This window comes from Streptomyces roseoviridis, from assembly GCF_039535235.1.
Lineage (GTDB): Bacteria > Actinomycetota > Actinomycetes > Streptomycetales > Streptomycetaceae > Streptomyces > Streptomyces roseoviridis.
The window spans coordinates 6262384-6286455 of the sequence record NZ_BAAAWU010000001.1 but is presented as its reverse complement, the minus strand read 5'-3'; the positions used below and the strand labels follow the sequence as shown (position 1 = coordinate 6286455).

Here is a 24072-nt window from a genome sequence, read left to right as displayed (position 1 = left end):
GTACTGCGCCGGCTGGATCAGCGGGCGTAGTACTCGACGACCAGCTGCTCGTCGCAGATGACCGGGATCTCCTTGCGGTTCGGGTCGCGGTCGAGGCGGAAGGCCAGGGCCTTCAGGTTGACCTGCAGGTAGCGCGGGGTCTCACCCTCGGGGGCGAAGCCACCCTCGCGAGCGACCTGGAAGAGGGTCTTGGAGCGGGACTTCTCGCGGACCATCACGACGTCGTCGGGACGGACGCGGAAGGACGGCTTGTCGACCTTCTGGCCGTTGACCTGGATGTGGCCGTGGACGACCATCTGACGGGCCTGGTAGATGGTGCGGGCGATGCCCGAACGCAGGACCAGGGCGTCGAGACGGCGCTCGAGCTCGACGACCAGGGCCTCGCCCGTCTTGCCCTCGGCCTTCTTGGCGCGGTCGTAGGCGCGGGCCATCTGGCGCTCGCTGATGTCGTACTGGGCGCGCAGACGCTGCTTCTCGAGCAGACGGACCTTGTAGTCCGAGTTCTGCTTGCGGCCACGGCCGTGCTCGCCCGGCGGGTAGGGGCGGGCCTCGAAGTACTTGACGGCCTTCGGCGTCAGGGCGATGCCGAGGGCACGCGACTTCTTGACCTTGGGACGGGACTGGTTCGGCATGAACCAACCTCTCTACTGTTTCGAATACGGCTTCACCAGGGTTTCGGGAGGTCGCAATCCGCAGCCGGGGAAACCCGCCGGGTCCACTGGGGACCTGCCGGGCAGCCGCTCCCTGGTCTGGGCACGTACGTGCAGCACGCGAACGACCCACCGCCGCTCCGGGGACTCCCGGTGGTGGTGGGTTGCCCGCGACACCTTCGAAGGTGCGCGACGCTCCTGGAGAATCCGCCCTGGGGCGGGTCTCCGGCTGACTGTCCCGCTCTGGTGATGTCGGCCGAGGCCGGACACGGAACGCAGCACTTCGCACCAGCATACCGGGTCCGCCGGCCCCTCCCGCACCGCGGTCGCCCGGCCCGGACCCCAAGCCCCCGGCCGTCGCCGCCGTCAGCCGCCCTCGCCCTTCAGGCGCTCCCTGACCTTCTCCACCACGTCCGCGTACCGCGCCTCCGCGCCGTATCGCGTCGGCTCGTAGTAGCGCCTGCCGTGGACGGTGTCCGGGGCGTACTGCTGGGGGGCGATGGCACCCGGGACGTCGTGGGGATACACATAGCCCTGGGCGTGGCCGAGCTTGGCCGCGCCCTTGTAGTGGCCGTCGCGCAGATGGGCCGGCACCGGGCCGGCGAGCCCGTTGCGGACGTCGGCGCGGGCGGCGGAGATCGCGTTCGTCGCCGCGTTCGACTTGGGGGCGAGGGCCAGGGCGATCGTGGCGTGGCTCAGGGTCAGCGCCGCCTCGGGGAAGCCGATCATCGCCACGGCCTGGGCGGCGGCGACGGCCAGCGGAAGCGCGTTCGGATCGGCCAGGCCGATGTCCTCGCTGGCCGAGATCATCAGCCGCCGGGCGATGAACCGGGGGTCCTCCCCCGCCTCGATCATCCGGGCCAGATAGTGCAGCGCCGCGTCCACGTCCGAGCCGCGGATCGACTTGATGAGGGCGCTCGCCACGTCGTAGTGCTGGTCGCCGTCCCGGTCGTAGGTCACCGCCGCGCGGTCGACGGTCTCCTCGACCGTCGCCAGGGTGATCTCCGGCTCCCCCTTGTCGAGGGCCGCGCCCGCCGCCGCCTCCAGGGCCGTCAGGGCGCGCCGGGCGTCGCCGCCGGCGATCCGCAGCAGGTGGGCCTCGGCGTCCTCGGGCAGGGTCACCGCCCCGCCGAGTCCCCGCTCCTCCTCCAGGGCGCGGCGCATCAGCCCCCGGAGGTCGTCGTCGGTCAGCGGCTCCAGGGTGAGCAGCAGCGAGCGGGAGAGCAGCGGGGAGATCACCGAGAAGTACGGGTTCTCGGTGGTGGCGGCGATCAGCGTCACCCAGCGGTTCTCGACGGCCGGCAGGAGGGAGTCCTGCTGGGCCTTGGAGAAGCGGTGGATCTCGTCGAGGAAGAGGACGGTCTCCTTGCCGTAGCCGCCCGAGGCGCGCCGGGCGCCGTCGATGACGGCGCGGACCTCCTTGACGCCGGCGGTGATCGCGGAGAGCTCGACGAAGCGCTTGTCGGTGGCCTTCGACACCACGTACGCGAGGGTGGTCTTGCCGATGCCGGGCGGGCCCCACAGGATGACCGAGGAGGCGCCGGCCGGGCCGCCGTTCCCCTCCCCCACGAGCCGGCGCAGCGGCGAGCCGGGCTTGAGCAGGTGCTTCTGGCCCACGACCTCGTCGAGGGTGCGCGGACGCATCCGGACGGCCAGGGGACTGCTGGAGGGGTCCTTCTCCTGGCGTTCTTCGGCGGCGGCGGTAAACAGGTCGGGCTCCACGTCATGAAGCCTAAGTCAGAGCACTGACAACCCCGCCCGGGCGGCGGCCCGTCCCCGCCGAGGCCGTCGCCCCGGCGGCCCGTCCCGTCAGCTCGTCCAGAAGTCCCACCAGCGGGTCAGGACCAGCATGCCGATGATGCCGGTGTGCAGGACCGGCAGGACCCAGGTGAACTCGTCGAAGAAGGTGCGCAGGGCCGCGGGCGCCGGGATCACGCCGTGCCGGACGTTGTGCGAGGTGGTGTACCAGAACATGACGAGGGTGGCGATCCAGGCGAGGCAGCACCACAGGCACAGCGCGTTGATCTCGTACAGCGACTGGATCATGAGCCAGGTGCAGAAGCCGACGCCGAAGAGGGTGCCGGCGTTGAGGCCGAGCCAGTACCAGCGCCGGTAGCGGGCGCCCGCGAGCAGGCCGGCGCCGAGGGCGACGACGACGGCGTACGTGCCGAGCCCCAGCATCGGGTTGGGGAAGCCGAAGGCCGCGGCCTGCTCGCTCTTCATCACGTTGCCGCAGGAGACGATCGGGTTCAGGCTGCACGCGGGCGTGAAGTTCGGGTCCTCGAGGAGCTTGAACTTGTCGAGCGTGATCACCCAGGAGGCGAGCAGTCCGGCTGCGCCGGTGATCACCAGGAGCCAGGCGAGGCCACGGCCGGCGCCGATGGCGCGGGAGTCCGCGCGCTCCGCGGTCCGGTTCGCTGCCGCTGCGTTCGTCATGTCGCTGTGCTCGCTCTTCTCGCTCTTCGCGTCCGCCGGCCGGGCACCGACCGGCCACGGTCATTGTGCCGCACAGGGTGGCACGCCCGGCGTGAGCGGACGGTAAGGGCCTCGACCGGCCGGACCCCCGTGCGGGAGCGTCCGACGCCCGCGGATCTTCCTACCGCGCCGGTGCCCGGCGGGCTCGCGCGGGCAGGGTCGCGGGCGCGGCCGTGCCGCCGGTCGCGCTGCTCGCGCCGGCCTTCGGCGACCTTCGGCGGCCTTCGGCGGCTGGGCGCCCCTCGGGTGCGCCGAAGGGGCCCGGTCCGCGTCACCACGGGCCGGGCCCCTTCCCGTACGCGTACGGGGCCGGCTCAGGCGAGCTTCGCCTTGACCGCCTCGACCAGGGCGTCCAGGGCGACCGCCTGCTGCTCGCCGGACTCCATGTCCTTGAGCTGGACGACGCCCTCGGCGAGGTCGCGCTCGCCGGCGACGAGGGTGAGGCGGGCGCCGGAGCGGTTGGCGTCCTTCATCGAGCCCTTGAGGCCCTTGCCGCCGAAGGAGAAGTCGGCGGCGACGCCCGCCTTGCGGAGCTCGGTGACCTTGCCGAACAGCACGCGGCGTGCCTCCTGGCCGATGGCGACGGCGAAGACGCTGGTGGTCGCGGGCAGGTCCAGCTGCACGCCCTCGGCCTCCAGGGCGAGGACGGTGCGGTCCACGCCGAGCGCCCAGCCGACGGACGGCAGCGCGGGGCCGCCGATCATCTCGGACAGGCCGTCGTAGCGGCCGCCGCCGCCGACCGCGGACTGCGAGCCGAGGCCGTCGTGGACGAACTCGAAGGTGGTCCGGGTGTAGTAGTCGAGGCCGCGCACCAGCTTGGGGTCGTCCTCGAAGACCACGCCCGCCGCGGTGATCAGCGCGCGCACCTCCTCGTGGTACGCCTTGCACGCGTCGCACAGGTAGTCGCGCAGCAGCGGGGCGTCGGCCAGCTGCTTCTGCACGGACTCGCGCTTGTCGTCGAGGACCCGCAGCGGGTTGATCTCGGCGCGGCGCAGGGTGTCCTCGTCGAGGTCGAGGCCGCGCAGGAAGGTCTGCAGGGTCTCGCGGTAGACGGGGCGGCACTCCTTGTCGCCGAGCGAGTTCAGCAGGATGCGGTAGTTCCGCAGGCCGAGGGCGCGGTAGGCCTGGTCGGCCAGGATGATCAGCTCGGCGTCGAGGGCGGGGTCCTCTGCGCCGATCGCCTCGGCGCCGACCTGGGAGAAGTGGCGGTAGCGGCCCGCCTGGGCCCGCTCGTAGCGGTAGTAGGAGCCCGAGTACCAGAGCTTGACCGGCAGGTTGCCCTGCTTGTGCAGGTTGGCCTGGAGGGCGGCGCGCAGGACGGAGGCGGTGCCCTCGGGACGCAGGGCGAGCTGGTCGCCGCCCTTCGTGGTGAGGGTGTACATCTCCTTGGTGACGATGTCGGTGGACTCGCCGACGCCGCGGGCGAAGAGGTTCACGTCCTCGAAGCCGGGGGTCTCGACGTAGCCGTAGCCGGCGTTCCTCACCTGGGTGGCGATCGTGTCGCGGACCGCGAGGAACACGGCGGAACGCGGGGGGATCAGGTCGTACGTGCCCTTGGGGGCCTGAAAGGTGCTCACGTGGGTCTCGTCACATTCCTCGTCGGGGAGCGTCCGCGCTCCCGAGGCCGGAGGCCACCTGCCGCAGGTAGGGGTTGGTGGCGCGCTCCTGGCCGATGGTCGTCTGGGGACCGTGCCCCGACAGCACCACGGTCGAGTTGTCGAGCGGCAGGCACACGCGGGCCAGCGACTGCAGCATCTCGTCCATGTCACCGCCGGGCAGGTCGGTGCGTCCGATGGAGCCGGCGAACAGCAGGTCACCGGAGAAGAAGACGGAGGGGACCTCCGTGGTCTCCGGTGTCCGGAAGGTCACCGACCCCTTGGTATGACCGGGCGCGTGTGCGACGGAGAACTCCAGTCCGGCGAGCTTCAGCGCGGCGCCGTCGGTGAGCTCGTGCACGTCGTCCGGCTCGCCCACGGTCAGCTCGCCCATGAGGGGCATCCCGATGGAGCGGCCGAGGGCCTTCTCCGGGTCGCTCATCATGTACCGGTCGGCGGGGTGGATCCACGCGGGGACGTCATGGGCGCCGCAGACCGGGACGACGGAGGCGACGTGGTCGATGTGGCCATGGGTGAGGACCACGGCGACGGGCTTGAGCCGATGCTTCTTCAGCGTCTCCTCGACACCCTGGGCGGCCTGGTGGCCCGGGTCGATGATGACGCACTCCTCGCCTGCGGCGGGGGCGACCACGTAACAGTTGGTGCCCCAGGCCCCGGCGGGGAACCCGGCAATCAGCACGATCGTCCTTATTTGTCGTCCGGCAGAAGGCCGCTGCGGTGTGCCGTGCAGCGGAATGCAGCAGATCAGAGCCTACCGGCGCTGCGTATTCCACAGCCAACCCGTATACGGTACGGGCCATCCGGCCAGGACTGAACAGACGATCGACAAGGAGCGGACCCGGTGGTCACCAGCGATCAGCGGCGGCGGCAGCTCGCCAGAGAGAAGTACCTGCGGCAGCAGCAGCGGCGCGAGGAGGCGCGGCGCAGGTCGCGCCGGAACATCGTCATCGCCTCCACGCTGGCGGTGGTGCTCGCCGCGGGTGGTGCGGTGTGGGCGTCGGTGGCGCTGACCGGCGACGACGCGAAGGGCTCGGACGTGGCGTCGAGCCCGTCGAACACCCCGAGCCCGGAGCAGAGCACCCCCTCGCAGCCCGAGCCGAAGATGGCGATCGACAAGAAGGGCTCGTACACGATGGCCCTGACGACCAACCTCGGGGACATCACGATCACGATGGACGCGGCGAAGGCCCCGCGCACCGTCAACTCCTTCAAGCACCTCGCCGACAAGAAGTACTTCGACGGCACCAAGTGCCACCGCCTCACCACCTCGGGCATCTTCGTGCTCCAGTGCGGCGACCCGAAGGGCGACGGCACCGGCGGCCCGGGCTACTCCATCCCGGACGAGAACCTCGGCGGCCTCGGCAAGGCCGGGGCGGACGGCTCCGTGACGTACCCGAAGGGCACCGTGGCGATGGCCAACGCCGGCCCGAACACCGGCGGCAGCCAGTTCTTCCTCGTCTACAAGGACACCAAGCTCCCGCCGAGCTACACCCCCTTCGGCACCTTCGACGCCGAGGGCGTGAAGCTGGTCGAGGAGGTCGCGAAGGCGGGTGTCGCGGGCGGCTCGGGCGACGGGGCGCCGCAGAAGGCGGTCACGATCCAGAAGGCCGCCGTCACCAAGAAGTGAGGCACGGCGGCCCGGGGGCCGCACACGGGCGCGACCGCCGAATTCGGTCGCGCTGAGTGCGGACAGCCGGGCCGCCGTTCGCCTAGATTGGCGTTGTGCAGCGCAGGCCGTCGGCCGCGCTGTGGAGGGCGGGCGAGGCCCGCCGGGAAACCGTGGACGATGCCAGGGGGCGGGGCCCCCGAGTCGGCATCATGTTGAGGAGGCGCTGTGAGCAGCGACCCGTGGGGCCGCGTCGACGAGACGGGCACCGTGTACGTGCGTACGGCCGAGGGCGAGAAGGTCGTCGGTTCGTGGCAGGCCGGCAGCCCCGAGGAGGCGCTGGCCTACTTCGAGCGCAAGTACGAGGGCCTGGTGGTCGAGATCGGCCTCCTCGAGAAGCGGGTGAGGACCACCGACCTCTCGGCGAAGGACGCGCAGGCGGCCATCGAGCACATCCGGCAGCAGGTCGAGGAGCACCACGCGGTGGGCGACCTGGCCGCGCTGTCGGCCCGGCTCGACAAGCTGACGGAGACGGTGGAGTCGCGCCGCGAGGAGCGCAAGGCGCAGAAGGCGAAGCAGGCCGACGAGGCCCGCGCCGCCAAGGAGGCGCTGGTCACCGAGGCCGAGGAGCTGGCGCAGAGCGAGCAGTGGCGTGCCGCGGGCGAGCGGCTCCGGGCGCTCGTGGACACCTGGAAGGGCCTGCCGCGGCTCGACCGGAAGTCCGACGACGAGCTGTGGCACCGCTTCTCGCACGCCCGTTCGGCCTTCTCCAAGCGGCGCAAGGCCCACTTCGCGGCGCTGGACGCGCAGCGCGAGGAGGCCCGCAAGACGAAGGAGAAGCTGGTCGCCGAGGCCGAGGCGCTGTCGAACTCCACCGACTGGGGTGCGACGGCCGCCCGCTACCGCGAGCTGATGGCGGACTGGAAGGCGGCGGGCCGGGCCCAGCGCGAGCACGAGGACGAGCTGTGGAACCGCTTCCGCGGTGCCCAGGACGTGTTCTTCGCGGCGCGCGGCGAGGTCTTCGCCGAGCGCGACGCCGAGCAGACCGAGAACCTCAAGCTGAAGGAGGAGCTCGCGGCCGAGGCGGAGAAGCTGGTGCCGGTGTCGGACCTGAAGGCGGCCCGTGCCGCGTTCCGCTCGCTGAACGAGCGCTGGGAGGCCATCGGCCACGTGCCGCGCGACGCCCGCCCGAAGGTCGAGGGCCGGATGCACGCGGTGGAGCGGGCCATCCAGGAGGCCGAGGAGGCCGAGTGGCGCCGCACCAACCCGGAGGCGCGGGCGCGTGCCGCGGGTCTGACGGGCCAGCTCCAGGACGCGGTCGACAAGCTGCAGAAGCAGATCGACGCGGCCCGCGCGGCGGGCAACGACGCCAAGGCCGACAAGCTCGCCAAGGAGCTCGAGGGCCGTCAGGCGCTGCTCGACCAGGCCCTGAAGGGTCTGCAGGAGTTCGGCGGCTGATCCGCTCCCGCTGATACGAGGAGGGCCCCCGGCGCGTGTGCGCCGGGGGCCCTTCCCGTGCGTACGGCTACGGGCGCCGCGCGCTGGTGACGCGGTACACGTCGTAGACGCCCTCCACGCCCCGCACGGCCTTCAGGACGTGCCCGAGGTGCTTGGGGTCGCCCATCTCGAAGGTGAAGCGGGAGGTGGCCACCCGGTCGCGGGAGGTCTGCACGGCCGCCGACAGGATGTTGACGTGCTGGTCCGACAGCACCCGGGTGACGTCCGAGAGCAGCCGGGAGCGGTCCAGCGCCTCGACCTGGATGGCGACGAGGAACACCGAGGACTGGGTGGGCGCCCATTCGACGTCGAGGATGCGCTCGGGCTCCCGGGACAGCGACTCGACGTTGACGCAGTCGCTGCGGTGCACCGAGACGCCGCTGCCGCGGGTGACGAAGCCGATGATGGGGTCGCCGGGCACGGGGGTGCAGCAGCGGGCCAGCTTCACCCAGACGTCCTCGACGCCCTTGACGACGACGCCCGGGTCGGCGCTGGACCGGCGCTTGGAGCGGCCGCGGGACGGCGGGGAGGTCTCGGCGATGTCCTCGTTCGCGGCCTCCTCGCCGCCGAGGGCCTGCACCAGTTTCTGGACGATGGACTGGGCGGTGACGTGGCCCTCGCCGATCGCCGCGTACAGCGAGGAGATGTCGCTGTAGCGCATCTCGTGGGCGAGGGTGACCAGCGAGTCGCCCGTGAGGATCCGCTGGATCGGCAGGTTCTGCTTGCGCATGGCCCGCGCGATGGCGTCCTTGCCCTGCTCGATGGCCTCGTCGCGGCGCTCCTTGGAGAACCAGGCGCGGATCTTGTTGCGGGCGCGCGGGGACTTGACGAAGCCCAGCCAGTCGCGGGAGGGTCCGGCGCCGGCGGCCTTGGAGGTGAAGACCTCGACCAGGTCGCCGTTGTCGAGGGTGGACTCCAGCGGGACGAGCCGGCCGTTGACGCGGGCGCCTATGGTGCGGTGGCCGACCTCGGTGTGGACGGCGTAGGCGAAGTCCACCGGGGTGGCGCCGGCGGGCAACGCTATGACGTCGCCCTTGGGGGTGAAGACGAAGACCTCGTTGCGGGAGAGGTCGAAGCGCAGCGACTCCAGGAACTCCGAGGGGTCCTCGGTCTCCTTCTGCCAGTCCAGCAGCTGGCGCAGCCACGCCATGTCGTTGAGGTGGTCGTCCTTGCCGCCGACCTTCCTCGGCACGTCGGCGCGGACCTTGGAGGCGCCGGCGACGGCCTCCTGCTTGTACTTCCAGTGCGCGGCGATGCCGTACTCGGCGCGCCGGTGCATGTCGAAGGTGCGGATCTGGAGCTCGACCGGCTTGCCGTTGGGTCCGATGACCGTCGTGTGCAGCGACTGGTACATGTTGAACTTCGGCATCGCGATGTAGTCCTTGAACCGGCCGGGGACCGGGTTCCATCGCGCGTGGACGGTGCCGAGGGCCGCGTAGCAGTCGCGGACGGTGTCCACGAGGACGCGGATGCCGACCAGGTCGTAGATCTCCGCGAAGTCACGGCCGCGGACGATCATCTTCTGGTAGACGCTGTAGTAGTGCTTCGGGCGGCCGGTGACGGTGGCCTTGATGCGGGCGGCCCGCAGGTCGGCCTGGACCTCGTCGGTCACTATGGCGAGGTACTCGTCGCGCTTGGGGGCGCGCTCGGCGACGAGGCGGACGATCTCGTCGTACATCTTGGGGTAGAGGATCGCGAAGGCGAGGTCCTCCAGCTCCCACTTGATGGTGTTCATGCCCAGCCGGTGGGCCAGCGGGGCGTAGATCTCCAGGGTCTCGCGGGCCTTCTTCTCCTGCTTCTCCCGCTTGAGGTAGCGCATCGTGCGCATGTTGTGCAGGCGGTCGGCGAGCTTGATGACGAGGACCCGGGGGTCCTTGGCCATGGCGACGACCATCTTGCGGACGGTCTCGGCCTGCGCGGCCTCGCCGAATCTCACCTTGTCGAGCTTGGTGACGCCGTCGACGAGGAGCGTGACCTGGTCGCCGAAGTCGCGGCGCAGGTCCTCCAGACCGTACTCGGTGTCCTCGACGGTGTCGTGGAGCAGCCCGGCCATGAGGGTCGCCGGGTCCATGCCGAGCTCGGCGAGGATGGTGGTGACCGCGAGCGGGTGGGTGATGTACGGGTCGCCGCTCTTGCGCTTCTGGCCGCGGTGCCAGCGCTCGGCGACCTGGTAGGCCCGCTCGATCTGGCGGAGCGTCGCGGTCTCGATCTTCGGGTCGTTGGAGCGGACGATCCGCAGCAGCGGTTCGAGGACCGGGTTGTACGGGGAGGAGCGCTGGACGCCGAGGCGGGCGAGGCGGGCGCGGACCCGGCTGGAGGAGCCTCCGGAGCGGGCGGGCGGGGCCGGCGCGGGCCGGGCGGACGGGGCCGGCGCGGGTGCCGCGGGCCTGCTCTCCGCAGGCTGGTTCTGGGACGCGGCGGGGCCCGGCGCGGCCTTCTCGGCCTTCGGGTCGGGCTGCGCGGCGGAGAGTGGCTGGGCCTCGTCTGGCAAGAGCGCTCCTTGAGGGGTCCCCCCGGACGGGGTCTGGGGGAGGTCCGGGTCCCCCGGTCAGGCCCGGAAAGGCCATCGTATCGACCTGGAAGCGCCTGTGCTCAAACGGCCTGGAGGCTGAGACGTGCCCGGCGCGGCCGAGGTGCTTCCCCCGGGGCCCGTTGCGGGGCCTGTCCGGAAAACGACGGGGGCGGCCCGGGGATTCCCGGGCCGCCCCCGTACGGGACCGACGGCGTCAGACGGTGATGAGCGCGGTGAGCGGAGCGTCGCCGAGGGCGGGCTCGAGCCGGGCCCTGCCCGGCAGGAAGCCGAGCTCCATGAGCACCGCGACACCGGCGACCTCGGCACCGGCGCGCCGGATGAGCTCGATGGACGCCTCGGCGGTGCCGCCGGTGGCGAGGACGTCGTCGATGACCATGACGCGGTCGCCCGCGGCCAGGTCCTCGGCGTGCACCTCGATCTCGGCGGTGCCGTACTCCAGCTCGTAGGCCTGCCGCAGGGTGGCCCCGGGCAGCTTGCCGGCCTTGCGGACCGGGATGAAGCCCAGTCCGGCGCGGACGGCGACCGGCGCGGCCAGGATGAAGCCGCGGGCCTCCAGGCCGACGATCTTCGTGGCGCCCTGCTCGCGGCAGAGCGCCGCGAGGGCGTCGGTGAGCGCGGTGAACGCCTCCGGGTCCGCGAGCAGCGGGGTGATGTCCTTGAACAGCACGCCCGGCTTCGGATAGTCGGGGACGTCCCGGATGCGGCTCAGCAGCAGCTCGGTGGTGCTCTGCGTGACGGCCGTCATCCGCGGTGCTCCGAGGAGCGGCCGCGCCGGGCCTGGCCGACGACGGCGGCCTCGCCCGCGAGGGCGTCCTCCTGGAAGTCGCCGTCGGACTCGCCCCGGGCCGCCCCGTCGGCCCGCCGGGCCAGGACCTTCTTGCGCAGGGACCTCATGGCCGGCTCGCGCTCCTTGAGGTCGGCGACGAGCGGGGTGGCGATGAAGATCGAGGAGTACGCACCGGCGGCGAGACCCACGAACAGCGACAGCGAGATGTCGTTCAGCATGCCGGCGCCGAGGACGCCGCCGCCGATGAAGAGCAGGCCGGCGACCGGCAGCAGGGCCACGACCGTGGTGTTGATCGAACGGACCAGGGTGCTGTTGATCGAGCGGTTGGCGATGTCGCTGTAGGTCCAGCGGTTCTGCTTGCGGATGTCCTTCGTCTGCTCCTTGAGGGAGTCGAAGACGACGACGGTGTCGTACAGCGAGTAACCGAGAATGGTCAGCAGACCGATCACCGTACCGACCGTGACCTCGAAGCCGACCAGCGAGTAGATGCCGACGGTGATGGTGAGGTCGTGGATGAGCGCGATGAGTGCCGCGACCGCCATGCGCCACTCGAAGGCGATCGCCAGATAGATCACCACGAGGATCATGAAGACCCCCAGACCCGTCCAGGCCTTGGTGGCGATCTGCTCGCCCCAGCTCGGGCCGACGAGCTCGGCCGCGATCTTGGTCTCGGGGACGTCGAGGTCCTTGGCGAGCTCCGCGCGGACCTGGTCGGACTTCTCGGTGTCGAGACCGCCGACCTGGATGCGCAGGGTGCCGTTGCCGAGCTGCTGGACGATGGCGTCGTGGCCGGAGGCCTCTTCCGCGTACTCGGTGGCCTGGCTGACCGTGACGTCCGTCTTCGGGGTGGTGAAGACGGCGCCGCCCTGGAACTCGATGCCCATGTTGAGTCCGCGGACCGCGAGGGCGACGATCGCCGTGATGGTGATCAGGATCGAGATGCCGTACCAGATCTTGCGGTTGCCGATGAAGTCGTAGCCGACCTCACCGCGGTGGAGTCGGGCGCCGAGATCGCCGAGCTTCGACATCTCACGCCTCCTTCGGGTCGATGGGGCCGGCGGCCGGGGCGGACGTACGGCGGGAGCGGCGCAGCGGGGGCTTGGCGCCGAGGCGCTTGGGGTCCAGACCGGACCACTTGTGGCCGTTGCCGAAGAACTTGGTGCGCGCCAGGAGCGTCATCACCGGCTTGGTGAAGAGGAACACCACGACGATGTCGAGCAGCGTGGTCAGACCGAGGGTGAACGCGAAGCCCTGGACCTTGCCGACGGTGACGATGAACAGCACCGCGGCGGCGAGGAACGACACGAAGTCGGAGACCAGGATGGTGCGTCGGGCCCGCGGCCAGGCGCGCTCGACGGCCGGGCGCAGGGTGCGGCCCTCGCGGACCTCGTCGCGGATGCGCTCGAAGTACACGATGAACGAGTCCGCGGTGATGCCGATGGCGACGATGGCGCCGCAGACGGCCGGCAGGTTGAGCGCGAAGCCGATGGCCGGGCCGAGCAGGGCCATGATCACGTAGGTGAGCAGGGCCGAGGCGCCGAGGCTGAGGATGGCGATCAGCGACAGGCCGCGGTAGTAGACCACCAGGTAGATGACGACCAGGGCGAGGCCGATGGCGCCGGCGATCAGGCCCGCTTCGAGCTGCTCGCCGCCGAGGGCGGCGGTGACGGTGTCGACGCTCTGGGTGTCGAAGGAGAGCGGCAGCGCGCCGTAGGACAGGATGTTGCCGAGGTCCTGGGCCGACTGCTGGTTGAAGCTGCCGGAGATCTCGGCGCTGGCGCTCAGGGTCTGGCGCACGGACGGGGCCGAGACGACCTCGCCGTCCAGGACGATCGCGAACTGGTTCTGCGGCTCGGTCTGCTGCGACAGCTTGCTGGTGATCTTCTGGAACTTCTTCGAGCCCTCGCCCGTGAAGTCCATGGTGACGATCCACATGCCGCGCTGCTGGTCGAAGACGCCCTTGGCGTCGTCGACGTCCCTGCCCTCGACCTCGGCCGGGCCGAGCAGGTACTTCTCCCACTGGCCGATGGAGTTCTTGCCGCAGGCGACGGTCGGCTCGGCCGGCTTGACGCCCTGGCCGGCGGCGGAGCGCTGCTTGGGGTCGAGGCAGTTGAGCGCCGTGAACTTCTGCTGCAGGGCGTTGGTGGCGGCGTCGCCGGTCCCGGTGGGCTTGGGCGTCGTGGACGCCTTCGGCGACGCGGAGGAGCTCGCGGTCGGCGTCGGGCTCGGGGCCTTCAGCGCCTCGGTGAGGGCGCGGCCCTGGGTGGAGGCGCTCGACGACGGGGTGGCGGTGGTGTCGCCCTTGCCCTTGCCCTTGTCCACGGTGGCGCCGGAAGCGGTGGGCTTCGGCGAGGCGGAGGCGGAGCCGCTCGGCGAGGAGCTGGGGTTCGGCGCGGGCTGCTCGGCCGCGGCGACGGCCAGCACCGGCCGGAAGTACAGCTGGGCGGTCGTACCGACCTGCTCGCGGGCCTGCTTCTCGTTCGTCCCCTTGGGGATGTTCACGATGATGTTCTCGCGGCCCTGCGTCTGGACCTCGGCCTCGGAGACACCCAGACCGTTGACGCGGCGCTCGATGATGCCGACCGCCGTGTTCATGTTGGTCTCGTTGACGGCGGACTCCTGTCCGGGCTCCGCCTTCGCCTTGAGCGTGATCGACGTGCCGCCGGCGAGGTCGATGCCCAGGCGCGGGGTGGTGTGCCCCGACCAGAACATGCCGCCGGTGAGCGCCACCATGGCGATCAGAATGAGTGCCAGGGCGCGGCCCGGCCGGCCCTGGCCCCCCGCCGGCCTTCGGCCCTTCTTCGGTGCTGCCACCTGTCGTTTCTCCCTGTCCAAACCGTCTCGGCGCCGGTGGGCGCGAGACGGCCACGAAGTGTGTGTGGGGACCTGCCCCCGCGGTCGAAACCGTCGCCGGAGCCGCGCGCCCGCCGGGTGGGCGTGACGCGCGGCTCCGGCAGCGAACTACTTCGCTTCGGTCTCGCCCTCGGCCTTGCCGCCCTTGTCGCCCTCGCCCGCGTCCGTCTTCTTGGTGAGATCGGCCTTGCCGTCCGTGGCGGTCTCGACACCGTCGCCGGCCTCGTCGGCCTGCTCGGCGGTCTCCGCGGTCTCGGTCAGCGAGGAGGCGTCGTCCGGGACGACGGTGTCGTCGTCGCCGTGGACGATGCGGTTGTACTCGGCGTCCTCGAGGACGGCGCCGATGGCGTTCTTCGCGTAGACCGCGTGGACGCCGGGCGCGACCTCCAGGAGGACGGTCTCGTCGCCGACCTCCTTGACGGTGGCGTACATCCCCCCGATGGTGCGTACGCCGGAGCCGGGCTGCATCTGGTTGCGCATCTCCACCGCCTGCTGCTGCTTCTTCTTGGCAGAGCGGGTCATGAGGAACATGGCCCCGATGAGCACGATGAACGGGAGGAGCATGCCGATGTTATTCACGGGACGGAATTTCCTTCGCAAGGCCGGGGAAGACTCCGCGGCCTGATTCGGGGGTGGGTGCGCCGACCACAAGGAGCGGCATCGGCGGAGTCTAGGCGAGTCCGCATCGTTGGAACAACGCCCAGCATCGCACCCCGGTTCCCGAACGGGCGAGTCTCCGCGCCGTCACGCCCCGAAGAGCCCCTGTTGTCCGGTTCCCGCGCCGTTCCCCGCCGCTGCCTGCGGCGGAACCAGTCCGAGGTGGGTCCAGGCCGCCGGGGTCGCGACCCGGCCGCGGGGCGTGCGGGCGAGCAGTCCTTCCCGTACGAGGAAGGGCTCGGCGACCTCCTCGACGGTCTCCCGCTCCTCCCCCACCGCGACCGCGAGGGTGGACAGGCCGACGGGGCCGCCGCCGAAGAGCTTCAGCAGGGCCTCCAGGACCGCCCGGTCGAGGCGGTCGAGGCCGCGGCTGTCGACCTCGTAGACGGCGAGGGCGGCGGCGGCGATCTCGCGGTCGATCACGCCGTCGGCCCGCACCTGGGCGTAGTCGCGGACGCGGCGGAGCAGCCGGTTGGCGATGCGCGGGGTGCCCCGGGAGCGGCCGGCGATCTCGGCGGCGCCGTCCGTGTCGATCTCGACGTCCAGGAGTCCGGCGGAGCGGCGCACGACCCGCTCCAGCTCGTGGGGCTCGTAGAACTCCATGTGGGCGGTGAAGCCGAAGCGGTCGCGCAGCGGGGGCGGCAGCAGGCCGGCCCGCGTGGTGGCGCCGACCAGGGTGAACGGCGGCAGTTCCAGGGGGATGGCGGTGGCGCCGGGGCCCTTGCCGACGATCACGTCGACGCGGAAGTCCTCCATCGCCATGTAGAGCATCTCCTCGGCGGGCCGGGACATCCGGTGGATCTCGTCGAGGAAGAGGATCTCGCCCTCCTGGAGGGAGGACAGGATGGCGGCGAGGTCGCCCGCGTGCTGGATGGCGGGGCCGCTGGTGATCCTGATCGGGGCGTTCATCTCCGCCGCGATGATCATCGACAGGGTGGTCTTGCCGAGCCCGGGGGCACCGGAGAGCAGCACGTGGTCGGCGGTGGCGCCGCGCTGGCGGGCGGCCTTGAGGACCAGGTCGAGCTGCTGGCGGACCTTTTCCTGGCCGACGAACTCACTGAGGTCCTTGGGGCGCAGCGCGGCCTCGACGGCCTGGTCGTCGCCCTCGGCGGCGGCGCCGACGATCCGCGCGTCCGGCTCGGCGGTGCTGTCGTCGTCCCAGTTCACGGTGGAGTCTGCCTTCTGGTGGGTGCGGTGCGGGCGGGTGGTGATGCGCGGGCGGGGTCCCGTGGTCTGCGGCCGTGTCCTCAGGCGCCGGACGGGCCGGTTCTCCGGGCGGCGGGGCGCGGCGGTCGGGTCAGCGGGCGCGGTTCAGGGTCTGCAGGGCCGCTCGCAGGAGCTGGGGGACGGGCGCCGTGCCGGTCTCGGCGAGGGCGGCCTCGGCCTGCGGGGTGACGGCGGCGACGGCCTCCTCCGCCTCCCGGCTCGCGTAGCCGAGGCCGATGAGGGCGGCGGAGAGCTGCTCGGTCCAGGGGGCGGGGCCGGTGGCTCCGCGCTGCTGGCCGACGAGGCCGCTGCTGCCGAGCGGCTGGCCCAGCTTGTCCTTCAGTTCGAGCAGGAGCTTCTGGGCGCCCTTCTTGCCGATGCCGGGCACGGCGGTGAGGGCCTTCTCGTCGCCGGTGGCGACGGCGAGCCGCAGCGCGTCGGGGCTGTGCACGCCGAGCATGGCCTGGGCGAGCCGGGGGCCGACGCCGCTGGCGGTCTGGAGCAGTTCGAAGACCTGCCGTTCGTCGTCGTCCGCGAAGCCGTACAGGGTCAGCGAGTCCTCGCGGACGACCAGGGAGGTGGCCAGGCGGGCGTGCTCGCCGACGCGGAGTCCGGCGATGGTGTCCGGGGTGCACTGGACGGCCATGCCGACGCCGCCGACCTCGACGACGGCGGTCGTGGGGGCGAGTGCGGCCACCGGGCCGCTGACGAAGGCGATCATGACGGGCGGCCTTTCGAGGCGTGCAGGGCGATGGCCTGCTGGAGGCGGTTCTGTGCGACGGCCTGCTGGAGGCGGTTCTGCGCGGGGGCGCGCCAGATGTGGCAGATGGCGAGGGCGAGGGCGTCGGCGGCGTCGGCCGGCTTCGGCGGGGCGGAGAGCCGCAGGAGGCGGGTGACCATGGCGCCCACCTGTGCCTTGTCGGCGCGTCCGCTTCCGGTGACGGCGGCCTTGACCTCGCTGGGGGTGTGCAGGGCGACGGGCAGTCCGCGGCGGGCGGCACAGAGCATGGCGACGGCGCTGGCCTGGGCGGTGCCCATCACCGTCCGGACGTTGTGCTGGCTGAAGACCCGCTCCACGGCGACGAGTTCGGGCTCGTAGCGGTCGAGCCACTCCTCTATGCCGCGCTCGATGCCGACCAGGCGCGGACCGGTGTCCGCGTCCGCGGGGGTCCGCACGACGCCGACGCCCAGCATCGTCAGCGGCCGGCCGGCCACGCCCTCGACGACGCCGACGCCGCACCGGGTGAGCCCCGGGTCCACCCCGAGTACGCGCACGTCGCCCCTCCCTGATCCCGCACCGATCGCAAGTCTGTTTGTGCAGGCTATCGGCTGCCGCTGACAACGCAGCGGGCCGACGGGGTGTGTCCCGTCGGCCCGCTGGCACGGATGACCGTCTCGTAGCCCGAGATCAGGCGTCGACCTTCGCCATGACCTCGTCGCTGACGTCGAAGTTGGCGAAGACGTTCTGCACGTCGTCGCTGTCCTCGAGCGCGTCGATCAGCTTGAACATCTTGCGCGCGCCCTCTTCGTCGAGCTCGACCTGCATGGTCGGGACGAAGCTGGACTCGGCCGAGTCGTAGTCGATGCCGGCTTCCTGGAGCGCGGTGCGGACCGCGACCAGGTCGGTGGCCTCGCTGATGATCTCGAAGTTGTCGCCGAGGTCGTTGACCTCCTCGGCGCCGGCCTCCAGGACGACCTCGAGGACGTCGTCCTCGGTGAGCTCGCCCTTGGGCAGCACGACGACGCCCTTGCGGTTGAACAGGTACGAGACCGAGCCCGGGTCGGCCATGGAGCCGCCGTTGCGGGTCATCGCGACGCGCACGTCGGAGGCCGCGCGGTTGCGGTTGTCGGTGAGGCACTCGATGAGCACCGCGACGCCGTTGGGGCCGTAGCCCTCGTACATGATCGTCGCGTAGTCGACGCCGCCGGCCTCCAGGCCGCCGCCGCGCTTGACCGCGGAGTCGATGTTCTTGTTCGGGACGGAGCTCTTCTTGGCCTTCTGGATGGCGTCGAAGAGGGTCGGGTTGCCGTCCGGGTCGGCACCGCCGGTGCGGGCGGCGACCTCGATGTTCTTGATCAGCTTCGCGAAGAGCTTGCCGCGCTTGGCGTCGATCACGGCCTTCTTGTGCTTCGTCGTAGCCCATTTAGAGTGGCCGGACATCTGCCTGTCTCCTTCGCGTAACCAATTTCCCTACGAACCCCAGAGATCCTACCGGGATCCGTTCACCGCTCCGCGCGCACCATGTCCACGAACAACTCGTGGATGCGGTGGTCGCCGGTGAGCTCGGGGTGGAACGAGGTCGCGAGGGCCTTGCCCTGCCGAACGGCGACGATGTGGCCGTCGTGCTCGGCGAGCACCTCGACCTCGGCGCCGACCGACTCGACCCACGGGGCGCGGATGAAGACGCCCTCGACGGGAGAGTCGATGCCGGTCACGGTGACACCGGCCTCGAAGGACTCGTTCTGCCGGCCGAAGGCGTTGCGGCGGACGATCATGTCGATGCCGCCGAAGGTCTCCTGGCCGGAGCGGGGGTCGAGGATCTTGTCGGCGAGCATGATCAGACCGGCGCAGGTGCCGTACACGGGCATGCCGCCCGCGATCCGCTCGCGCAGGGGCTCCATCAGGCCGAAGAGGACGGCCAGCTTGGAGATGGTGGTGGACTCGCCACCGGGGACGACGAGGCCGTCGACCTCGGCGAGCTCTTCGGGGCGCCGGACCGGCCTGGCCACGGCATCGGCCGCGGCCAGGGCGATCAGGTGCTCCCGTACGTCGCCCTGGAGCGCCAGGACACCGATCACGGGAGTGCTGTTCATCGGTGTTTACCAGCCCCGGTTGGCGTAGCGCTCGGACTCGGGCAGGGTGTCGCAGTTGATGCCGACCATGGCCTCGCCCAGGTTGCGGGAGGCGTCCGCGATGATCTTCGGGTCGTCGTAGAAGGTGGTGGCCTTCACGATGGCGGCGGCGCGCTTGGCCGGGTCGCCGGACTTGAAGATGCCGGAGCCGACGAAGACGCCCTCGGCACCGAGCTGGCGCATCAGCGCGGCGTCGGCCGGGGTGGCCACGCCACCGGCGGAGAACAGCACCACCGGCAGCTTGCCGAGCTCGGCGACCTCCTTGACGAGCTCGTAGGGGGCGCGCAGCTCCTTGGCGGCGGCGTACAGCTCGTTGTTGTCGAAGCCGCGCAGCTTGGCGATCTCGTTCTTGATCTGGCGCAGGTGGCGGACGGCCTCGACGACGTTGCCCGTGCCGGCCTCGCCCTTGGAGCGGATCATGGCCGCGCCCTCGGCGATGCGGCGCAGGGCCTCGCCCAGGTTGGTGGCGCCACAGACGAAGGGGGTGGTGAAGGCCCACTTGTCGGAGTGGTTGACCTCGTCGGCCGGGGTGAGGACCTCGGACTCGTCGATGTAGTCGACGCCGAGGGACTGCAGGACCTGGGCCTCGACGAAGTGGCCGATGCGGGACTTGGCCATCACCGGGATGGACACGGCGTTGATGATGCCCTCGATCATGTCCGGGTCGGACATGCGGGCGACGCCGCCGTCCTTGCGGATGTCGGCGGGGACCCGCTCCAGGGCCATGACGGCGACCGCGCCCGCGTCCTCGGCGATCTTCGCCTGCTCCGGGGTGACGACGTCCATGATCACGCCGCCCTTGAGCTGCTCGGCCATGCCGCGCTTGACGCGGGACGTGCCGATCGCCGAGGTCTCGGACTGGGGGGTGGTGGAAGGCGTGGTGGACACGGGGTACCTCACTCGTGACAACGGGGTTGACGACTAGAGCGAGGAAACAGGCCACGTGCGGTCCACATCAAGGGCCAATGTGCAGCCGGTGGATCCTTTTCGCAGGTAACGAAGGCCACAGCCGCTCAGGTCGGACGATCCGCAAGGGCTACGGGCGGTTCGTCGTCCATTTCGAAGGCGAGCGGGAACGGGGCGTGGCCGGCGAGCCGGAACCAGCGCACCGTGCGGTGCCGGCGCAGGGCACGGGCCGCCCGTACGGCGTCGTTGTGGAACCGGCGCGCCATCGGCACCCGTCGGACCGCGGCGGCCAGTTCCCCGGCGGCCTCCTCGCCCCCGGGCGCCTGCCGCAGGATCTCGACCTGCTCGGGCTCCCCGAACACGGCCCGCAGCGCCTGGCTGAGCTCGCTCTCGGCGACCTCCCGGTGGTCCTCCTCGGCCTGCCGGGCCGCGTGCGCGGCCTCGTACAGGACGATGGACGCGGCCGGGTCGAGGACGCCCGAGGTGGCCAGCTCCTGTGCGACCGAGGCCCGCCGCAGCAGCTGTGCGTCGAGCGCGGCCCGCGCGGCGTCGATCCGCGTGTGCAGCCGGTCCAGGCGGCCGGCGGTCCAGCTGAGGTAGACGCCGACGAGGATCAGCGCGACGACGGTCCAGATCAGGGTTTCGGTCACGGGCGCACAGGCTACCGGGGCGCCGGCAGCGTCCCCTCCCACACCGCGTGGTCATGGGCGAACAGCACCCGCACCGGGCGCCCCGCCGCGAGCTCCCCGAGCCGGCCGAGCCAGGGCCGGTACGGGGTCCCGAACTCGTGCGCGAAGTCGTACGCCTGCCCGGCGAGGACGGTGACGCGGTCGCCGTGGTCGAGCACGAGCGACTGGTGCCCGTCGGTGTGGCCGGGGGTGGGGACGATCCGTACGCCGGGCGCGATCTCGTGCTCGCCGTCGATCTCCTCGTAGTGGACGCCCGGGAGCAGCGAGTCGATGGTGTGGTCACCGGCGAGGGCGGTGGCGAGCTCGGTGCGCTGGACGAGGACGGGGATGCCGGTGAACCGCTGGTTGCCGCCGATGTGGTCGAAGTGCAGATGGCAGTTCACGACCAGGTCGACGTCGTCCGGGCCGACGGTCAGGGGCCTGCGCACGGGCCGGTAGTGCGCGTCCGCCTCAGGCGAGCCCTCCCCCATGCCCGTGTCGAACACCAGCGCGCCGCCCTCGTACCGCACGAGATAGCCGAGCGCCGGCTCCCGCCGGTCGTGGGGCCCGCCCCACTCCTCGGCGGGGCGGGTGAAGTAGCCGAGGTCGAGCGTCTCGATCACCGTCATGGGGACACCCTGCCCGGTGGAACGGCCCGGCACGACCGGCTCAGCCGAGAGCGGACGGGGCGGGCCGCCCGTGCCGCGCGCGGGGGCGCGGCCCACCCGCGGTCCCGTTCCCCTCGTGCCGCCGCCCGGCTACAGGCCCAGCCTCGCCCGCAGACCGCCCGTCGCCCGTTCGTCCGTCGCCACCGACGCCGCCCCGTCCGTCACCGTCTCGTAGACGGCGAGGACGTCGGCGCCGACCGTGGACCAGTCGAAGCGGCGGACGTGGGCGGAGCCGCGCTCGCGGAGTTCCTCGCGGCGGGGCTCGTCGGCGAGCAGGCTGATCGCGCGGGCGGCGAGGTCGTCGGCGTCCTCGTTGGCGAAGAGTTCGCCGGCGGCGCCCTGGTCGAGGACCTGGGCGAAGGCGTCGAGGTCGGCGGCGAGGACGGGGGCGCCGGCGGACAGGGCCTCGACGAGGATGATGCCGAAGCTCTCGCCGCCGGTGTTGGGCGCGACGTACACGTCGACGCTGCGCAGCAGCCGCGCCTTGTCCTCGTCGCTGACCATGCCGAGGAACTCGACCTTCGACCGCATCTCGCGCGGCAGGCAGGCGACGGCCTCCTCCTCGTCGCCGCGCCCGGCGACCAGGAGCCGGGTGTCGGGCCGTTCGGCGAGGATCTTCGGCAGGGCCCTCATGAGGACGGGCAGGCCCTTGCGGGGCTCGTCGATGCGCCCGATGAAGCCGAGCGTGCCTCCCTGCCACTCCTTCTTCGGCTCGGCGCGGGCGAAGAAGTCGACGTCGACGCCGTTCGGGATGACGACGGCGTCGCCGCCGAGGTGCTCGACGAGCGTGCGCCGGGCGTACTCGCTGACCGCGATCCGCGCGCTGATCTTCTCCAGGGCGGGCTGGAGGATCGGGTACGCGGCGATCATCGCCCGCGAGCGCGGGTTGGAGGTGTGGAAGGTGGCGACGAGCGGTCCCGTCGCCGCCCAGCAGGTGAGCAGCCCGAGCGACGGCGAGGTCGGCTCGTGGATGTGGACGACGTCGAAGGTGCCGTCGTGCAGCCAGCGCCGGACCCGCGCCGCCGAGAGGAAGCCGAAGTTGAGCCGGGCGACGGAGCCGTTGTACGGCACGGGCACCGCGCGACCGGCGGAGACCACGTACGGCGGCAGGGGGGTCTCGTCGTCCGCGGGGGCGAGGACGGACACGTGGTGGCCGAGCCGGATGAGGTGCTCGGCGAGGTCACGGATGTGGAACTGGACGCCGCCCGGAACGTCCCAGGAGTACGGGCAGACGATGCCGATCCTCAAGAGCGCCGCTCCCCCTCGCGCGCCCCGCGCGCCTCCGTCGTCCCGCGGGCTTCCGTCGTCCCCTGGACTCGTGTCGTCCCGCGCGCCCCGCCGGTGCCCCGGTCCTCCAGGTCCGCCAGCCACAGCCGTTGCAGCATGTGCCAGTCCTCCGGGTGGTCGGCGATGCCTCCGGCGAAGACGTCGGCGAGGGCCTGTGTCATCGACGCCGTCTTCTCGGCGCGGGTACCCGACTTCGGTACGCCGACGGGGGCGTGGACCTGGCCCCGCATGACGTCGGTGTCGTCGTACCAGAGCGTCACGGGCAGCAGCAGCGCCCCGGTCTGCTGGGCGAGCATCGCGGGACCGGCGGGCATCCGCGCCGGCTCGCCGAAGAAGGACACCTCGACGCCGGAGGCGGACAGGTCCCGGTCGGCGACCAGGCACACCAGGCCGCCGGCCCGCAGCCGCCGCGCGAGGGTGCCGAAGGCGGCGCCGCCGGTGTGCGGCAGCACCTCCATGCCCAGCGACTCGCGGTAGGCGACGAAGCGGTCGTACAGCGACTCGGGCTTGAGCCGCTCGGCGACCGTGGTGAACGGCACGCCGAGGGCGCGGGTGACCCAGACGCCGGCGAGGTCCCAGTTGGCCATGTGGGGCAGGGCGAGGACGACGCCGCGGCCGGAGGCCAGCCCGTCCTTGAGGTAGTGGATGTCCTTCGCCTCGAAGCTGCCGGCGGCCCGCTCCGCGCTCCAGGTGGGGAGCCGGAAGGACTCCATCCAGTAGCGCATGTACGAGCGCATGCCGGCCTTCGACAGCTCGGCGAGGCGCTCGGGGGACGCGTCGGGCACGACCCGCGCGAGGTTGGACTCCAGGCGCAGGACGCTCGTGCCGCGCCGCTTCCACACCGTGTCCGCGATCCGCCGGCCGAGGCCGCGGGCCACCGGCTCGGGCAGCTTCTTGACCGTCGCCCAGCCGAGGCCGTACAGCCCGTCGCTCAGCCTGTCCTTGAGCCCGCTCATGACGTCGCCTCGCTCCCCCTGGCGGCGGCGTCCGCCTCCGCCGACTCCCTGCGTACGGTCACCACGCGCTGCCCGAGGGTCACGGCCGAGCCGACCGCCACGATCCACAGGGCGACGGGCAGCAGCACCTGGATGCCGGGCACCCCGAAGCCGTGCAGTCCGGCGAGGCCCGCCGCGACCAGCGAGATCACCAGCCGTTCGGCCCGTTCGACGAGACCGTTGACGGCGACCGGCAGGCCGATCGACTCGCCGCGCGCCTTGGTGTACGAGACGACCTGGCCGCTCGCCAGGCAGAAGATCGCGACCGCGCACAGCACGTTGTCGTCGCCCTTGCCCGCGTACCAGAGGGCGAAGCCGCCGAAGATCGCCCCGTCGGCGACCCGGTCGAGGGTCGAGTCGAGGAAGGCGCCCCAGCGGCTGGAGATGCCCGCCTGCCGGGCCATGTTGCCGTCGACGAGGTCCGAGAAGACGAAGAGCGTGATGACGATGGTGCCCCAGAAGAACTCCCCGCGGGGGAAGAAGACCAGGGCGCCGGCGACCACGCCGGCGGTGCCGACGAGCGTGACCGCGTCGGGGCTGACGCCCCGGCGGAGCAGAAACGCTGCGAACGGTGTGAGGACACGCGTGAAAAACGCACGCGCGTACTTGTTCAGCATGGCCTTCCCGAGGTTCGGTGGGCCGCGCGGCCCCTACGACCACCGGCTCACCCATCGTAGCCACGCGGGCCCCCGCCGGAGCGGCGGCACCCGCGGGAGGCGGCGGCCCACGCGCGCGCGTACGACGGATGGACGCACCGTGAGGTCGGTGCAAAGCTCGAAGGACAACCGCGGACGTCGCCGGAGCCGCACGCGACA

At 71.7% G+C, this 24072-nt stretch carries 23 protein-coding genes; 2 read left to right on the top strand and 21 right to left on the bottom strand.

Features of this window, described 5'->3' with window-relative positions:
• Window positions 1-17: 17 nt before the first annotated feature.
• The 5 genes from rpsD to ABD954_RS28420 all read right to left on the bottom strand — a co-directional run bounded on the left by rpsD (window position 18) and on the right by ABD954_RS28420 (window position 5420).
• The gene (gene rpsD, locus ABD954_RS28440) at window positions 18-632 is read right to left on the bottom strand and encodes a 30S ribosomal protein S4 (RefSeq protein ID WP_345490235.1); all 615 of its coding nucleotides are present in this window, start codon (window positions 630-632) and stop codon (window positions 18-20) included.
• 384 nt (window positions 633-1016) lie between these two features.
• Window positions 1017-2372: a replication-associated recombination protein A gene (locus ABD954_RS28435; RefSeq protein ID WP_345490234.1), complete on the bottom strand. Its 1356-nt coding sequence runs from the start codon at window positions 2370-2372 to the stop codon at window positions 1017-1019.
• Window positions 2373-2459: 87 nt separating this feature from the next.
• Complete coding sequence (locus tag ABD954_RS28430) at window positions 2460-3086, bottom strand: vitamin K epoxide reductase family protein (protein ID WP_345490233.1); 627 nt, start codon at window positions 3084-3086, stop codon at window positions 2460-2462.
• A 353-nt stretch (window positions 3087-3439) separates the two neighbouring features.
• Window positions 3440-4702 (bottom strand): histidine--tRNA ligase, encoded by a 1263-nt coding sequence (gene hisS, locus ABD954_RS28425; protein ID WP_345490232.1) that lies wholly within the window; start codon window positions 4700-4702, stop codon window positions 3440-3442.
• A 10-nt stretch (window positions 4703-4712) separates the two neighbouring features.
• On the bottom strand, window positions 4713-5420 hold the full coding sequence (locus tag ABD954_RS28420) for an MBL fold metallo-hydrolase (protein ID WP_345490231.1): 708 nt from the start codon (window positions 5418-5420) through the stop codon (window positions 4713-4715).
• A 162-nt stretch (window positions 5421-5582) separates the two neighbouring features.
• Here ABD954_RS28420 and ABD954_RS28415 point away from each other — a divergent pair, with 162 nt between their 5' ends.
• Window positions 5583-6368 (top strand): peptidylprolyl isomerase, encoded by a 786-nt coding sequence (locus tag ABD954_RS28415; protein WP_345490230.1) that lies wholly within the window; start codon window positions 5583-5585, stop codon window positions 6366-6368.
• A 207-nt stretch (window positions 6369-6575) separates the two neighbouring features.
• On the top strand, window positions 6576-7805 hold the full coding sequence (locus ABD954_RS28410; RefSeq protein WP_345490229.1) for a DUF349 domain-containing protein: 1230 nt from the start codon (window positions 6576-6578) through the stop codon (window positions 7803-7805).
• Between the two features lie 67 nt (window positions 7806-7872).
• Here ABD954_RS28410 and ABD954_RS28405 read toward each other — a convergent pair whose 3' ends face one another.
• The 16 genes from ABD954_RS28405 to pgsA form a co-directional block, all read right to left on the bottom strand.
• A complete protein-coding gene (locus ABD954_RS28405; protein WP_345490228.1) occupies window positions 7873-10335 on the bottom strand; it encodes a RelA/SpoT family protein in 2463 nt (820 codons plus the stop codon).
• Window positions 10336-10570: 235 nt separating this feature from the next.
• Window positions 10571-11122: an adenine phosphoribosyltransferase gene (locus tag ABD954_RS28400; RefSeq protein WP_345490227.1), complete on the bottom strand. Its 552-nt coding sequence runs from the start codon at window positions 11120-11122 to the stop codon at window positions 10571-10573.
• Window positions 11119-12192 carry a protein translocase subunit SecF gene (secF, locus tag ABD954_RS28395; RefSeq protein WP_345490226.1) on the bottom strand — a complete coding sequence of 358 codons (1074 nt, stop codon included), beginning with the start codon at window positions 12190-12192 and terminating at the stop codon, window positions 11119-11121. The genes ABD954_RS28400 and secF overlap by 4 nt, the downstream gene beginning before the upstream one ends.
• A gap of 1 nt (window position 12193) precedes the next feature.
• Window positions 12194-13978, bottom strand: coding sequence for a protein translocase subunit SecD (secD, locus tag ABD954_RS28390; protein ID WP_345490225.1), 1785 nt, complete (start codon window positions 13976-13978; stop codon window positions 12194-12196).
• Window positions 13979-14125: 147 nt separating this feature from the next.
• Window positions 14126-14581, bottom strand: coding sequence for a preprotein translocase subunit YajC (yajC, locus tag ABD954_RS28385; RefSeq protein WP_345492522.1), 456 nt, complete (start codon window positions 14579-14581; stop codon window positions 14126-14128).
• 180 nt (window positions 14582-14761) lie between these two features.
• Window positions 14762-15841, bottom strand: coding sequence for a Holliday junction branch migration DNA helicase RuvB (gene ruvB, locus ABD954_RS28380; RefSeq protein WP_345490224.1), 1080 nt, complete (start codon window positions 15839-15841; stop codon window positions 14762-14764).
• A gap of 130 nt (window positions 15842-15971) precedes the next feature.
• Window positions 15972-16601: a Holliday junction branch migration protein RuvA gene (ruvA, locus tag ABD954_RS28375; RefSeq protein ID WP_345490223.1), complete on the bottom strand. Its 630-nt coding sequence runs from the start codon at window positions 16599-16601 to the stop codon at window positions 15972-15974.
• Window positions 16598-17155 carry a crossover junction endodeoxyribonuclease RuvC gene (ruvC, locus tag ABD954_RS28370; protein ID WP_345490222.1) on the bottom strand — a complete coding sequence of 186 codons (558 nt, stop codon included), beginning with the start codon at window positions 17153-17155 and terminating at the stop codon, window positions 16598-16600. The genes ruvA and ruvC overlap by 4 nt, the downstream gene beginning before the upstream one ends.
• A gap of 133 nt (window positions 17156-17288) precedes the next feature.
• On the bottom strand, window positions 17289-18041 hold the full coding sequence (locus ABD954_RS28365) for a YebC/PmpR family DNA-binding transcriptional regulator (RefSeq protein WP_345490221.1): 753 nt from the start codon (window positions 18039-18041) through the stop codon (window positions 17289-17291).
• A 62-nt stretch (window positions 18042-18103) separates the two neighbouring features.
• The gene (pdxT, locus tag ABD954_RS28360; RefSeq protein ID WP_345490220.1) at window positions 18104-18694 is read right to left on the bottom strand and encodes a pyridoxal 5'-phosphate synthase glutaminase subunit PdxT; all 591 of its coding nucleotides are present in this window, start codon (window positions 18692-18694) and stop codon (window positions 18104-18106) included.
• A gap of 6 nt (window positions 18695-18700) precedes the next feature.
• Entirely contained in the window at window positions 18701-19621 is a 921-nt protein-coding gene (gene pdxS, locus ABD954_RS28355; protein WP_345490219.1) for a pyridoxal 5'-phosphate synthase lyase subunit PdxS, read from the bottom strand.
• A 125-nt stretch (window positions 19622-19746) separates the two neighbouring features.
• Window positions 19747-20289, bottom strand: a complete 543-nt coding sequence (locus ABD954_RS28350) for a LemA family protein (protein WP_345490218.1) — start codon at window positions 20287-20289, stop codon at window positions 19747-19749.
• A gap of 11 nt (window positions 20290-20300) precedes the next feature.
• Window positions 20301-20936, bottom strand: coding sequence for an MBL fold metallo-hydrolase (locus ABD954_RS28345; RefSeq protein WP_345490217.1), 636 nt, complete (start codon window positions 20934-20936; stop codon window positions 20301-20303).
• 129 nt (window positions 20937-21065) lie between these two features.
• A complete protein-coding gene (locus ABD954_RS28340; RefSeq protein ID WP_345490215.1) occupies window positions 21066-22223 on the bottom strand; it encodes a glycosyltransferase family 4 protein in 1158 nt (385 codons plus the stop codon).
• Window positions 22220-23218 carry a phosphatidylinositol mannoside acyltransferase gene (locus tag ABD954_RS28335; RefSeq protein ID WP_345490214.1) on the bottom strand — a complete coding sequence of 333 codons (999 nt, stop codon included), beginning with the start codon at window positions 23216-23218 and terminating at the stop codon, window positions 22220-22222. Before ABD954_RS28335 ends, ABD954_RS28340 begins: the two co-directional genes overlap by 4 nt.
• Complete coding sequence (gene pgsA / locus ABD954_RS28330; RefSeq protein WP_345490213.1) at window positions 23215-23874, bottom strand: phosphatidylinositol phosphate synthase; 660 nt, start codon at window positions 23872-23874, stop codon at window positions 23215-23217. Before pgsA ends, ABD954_RS28335 begins: the two co-directional genes overlap by 4 nt.
• Window positions 23875-24072: the final 198 nt, after the last annotated feature.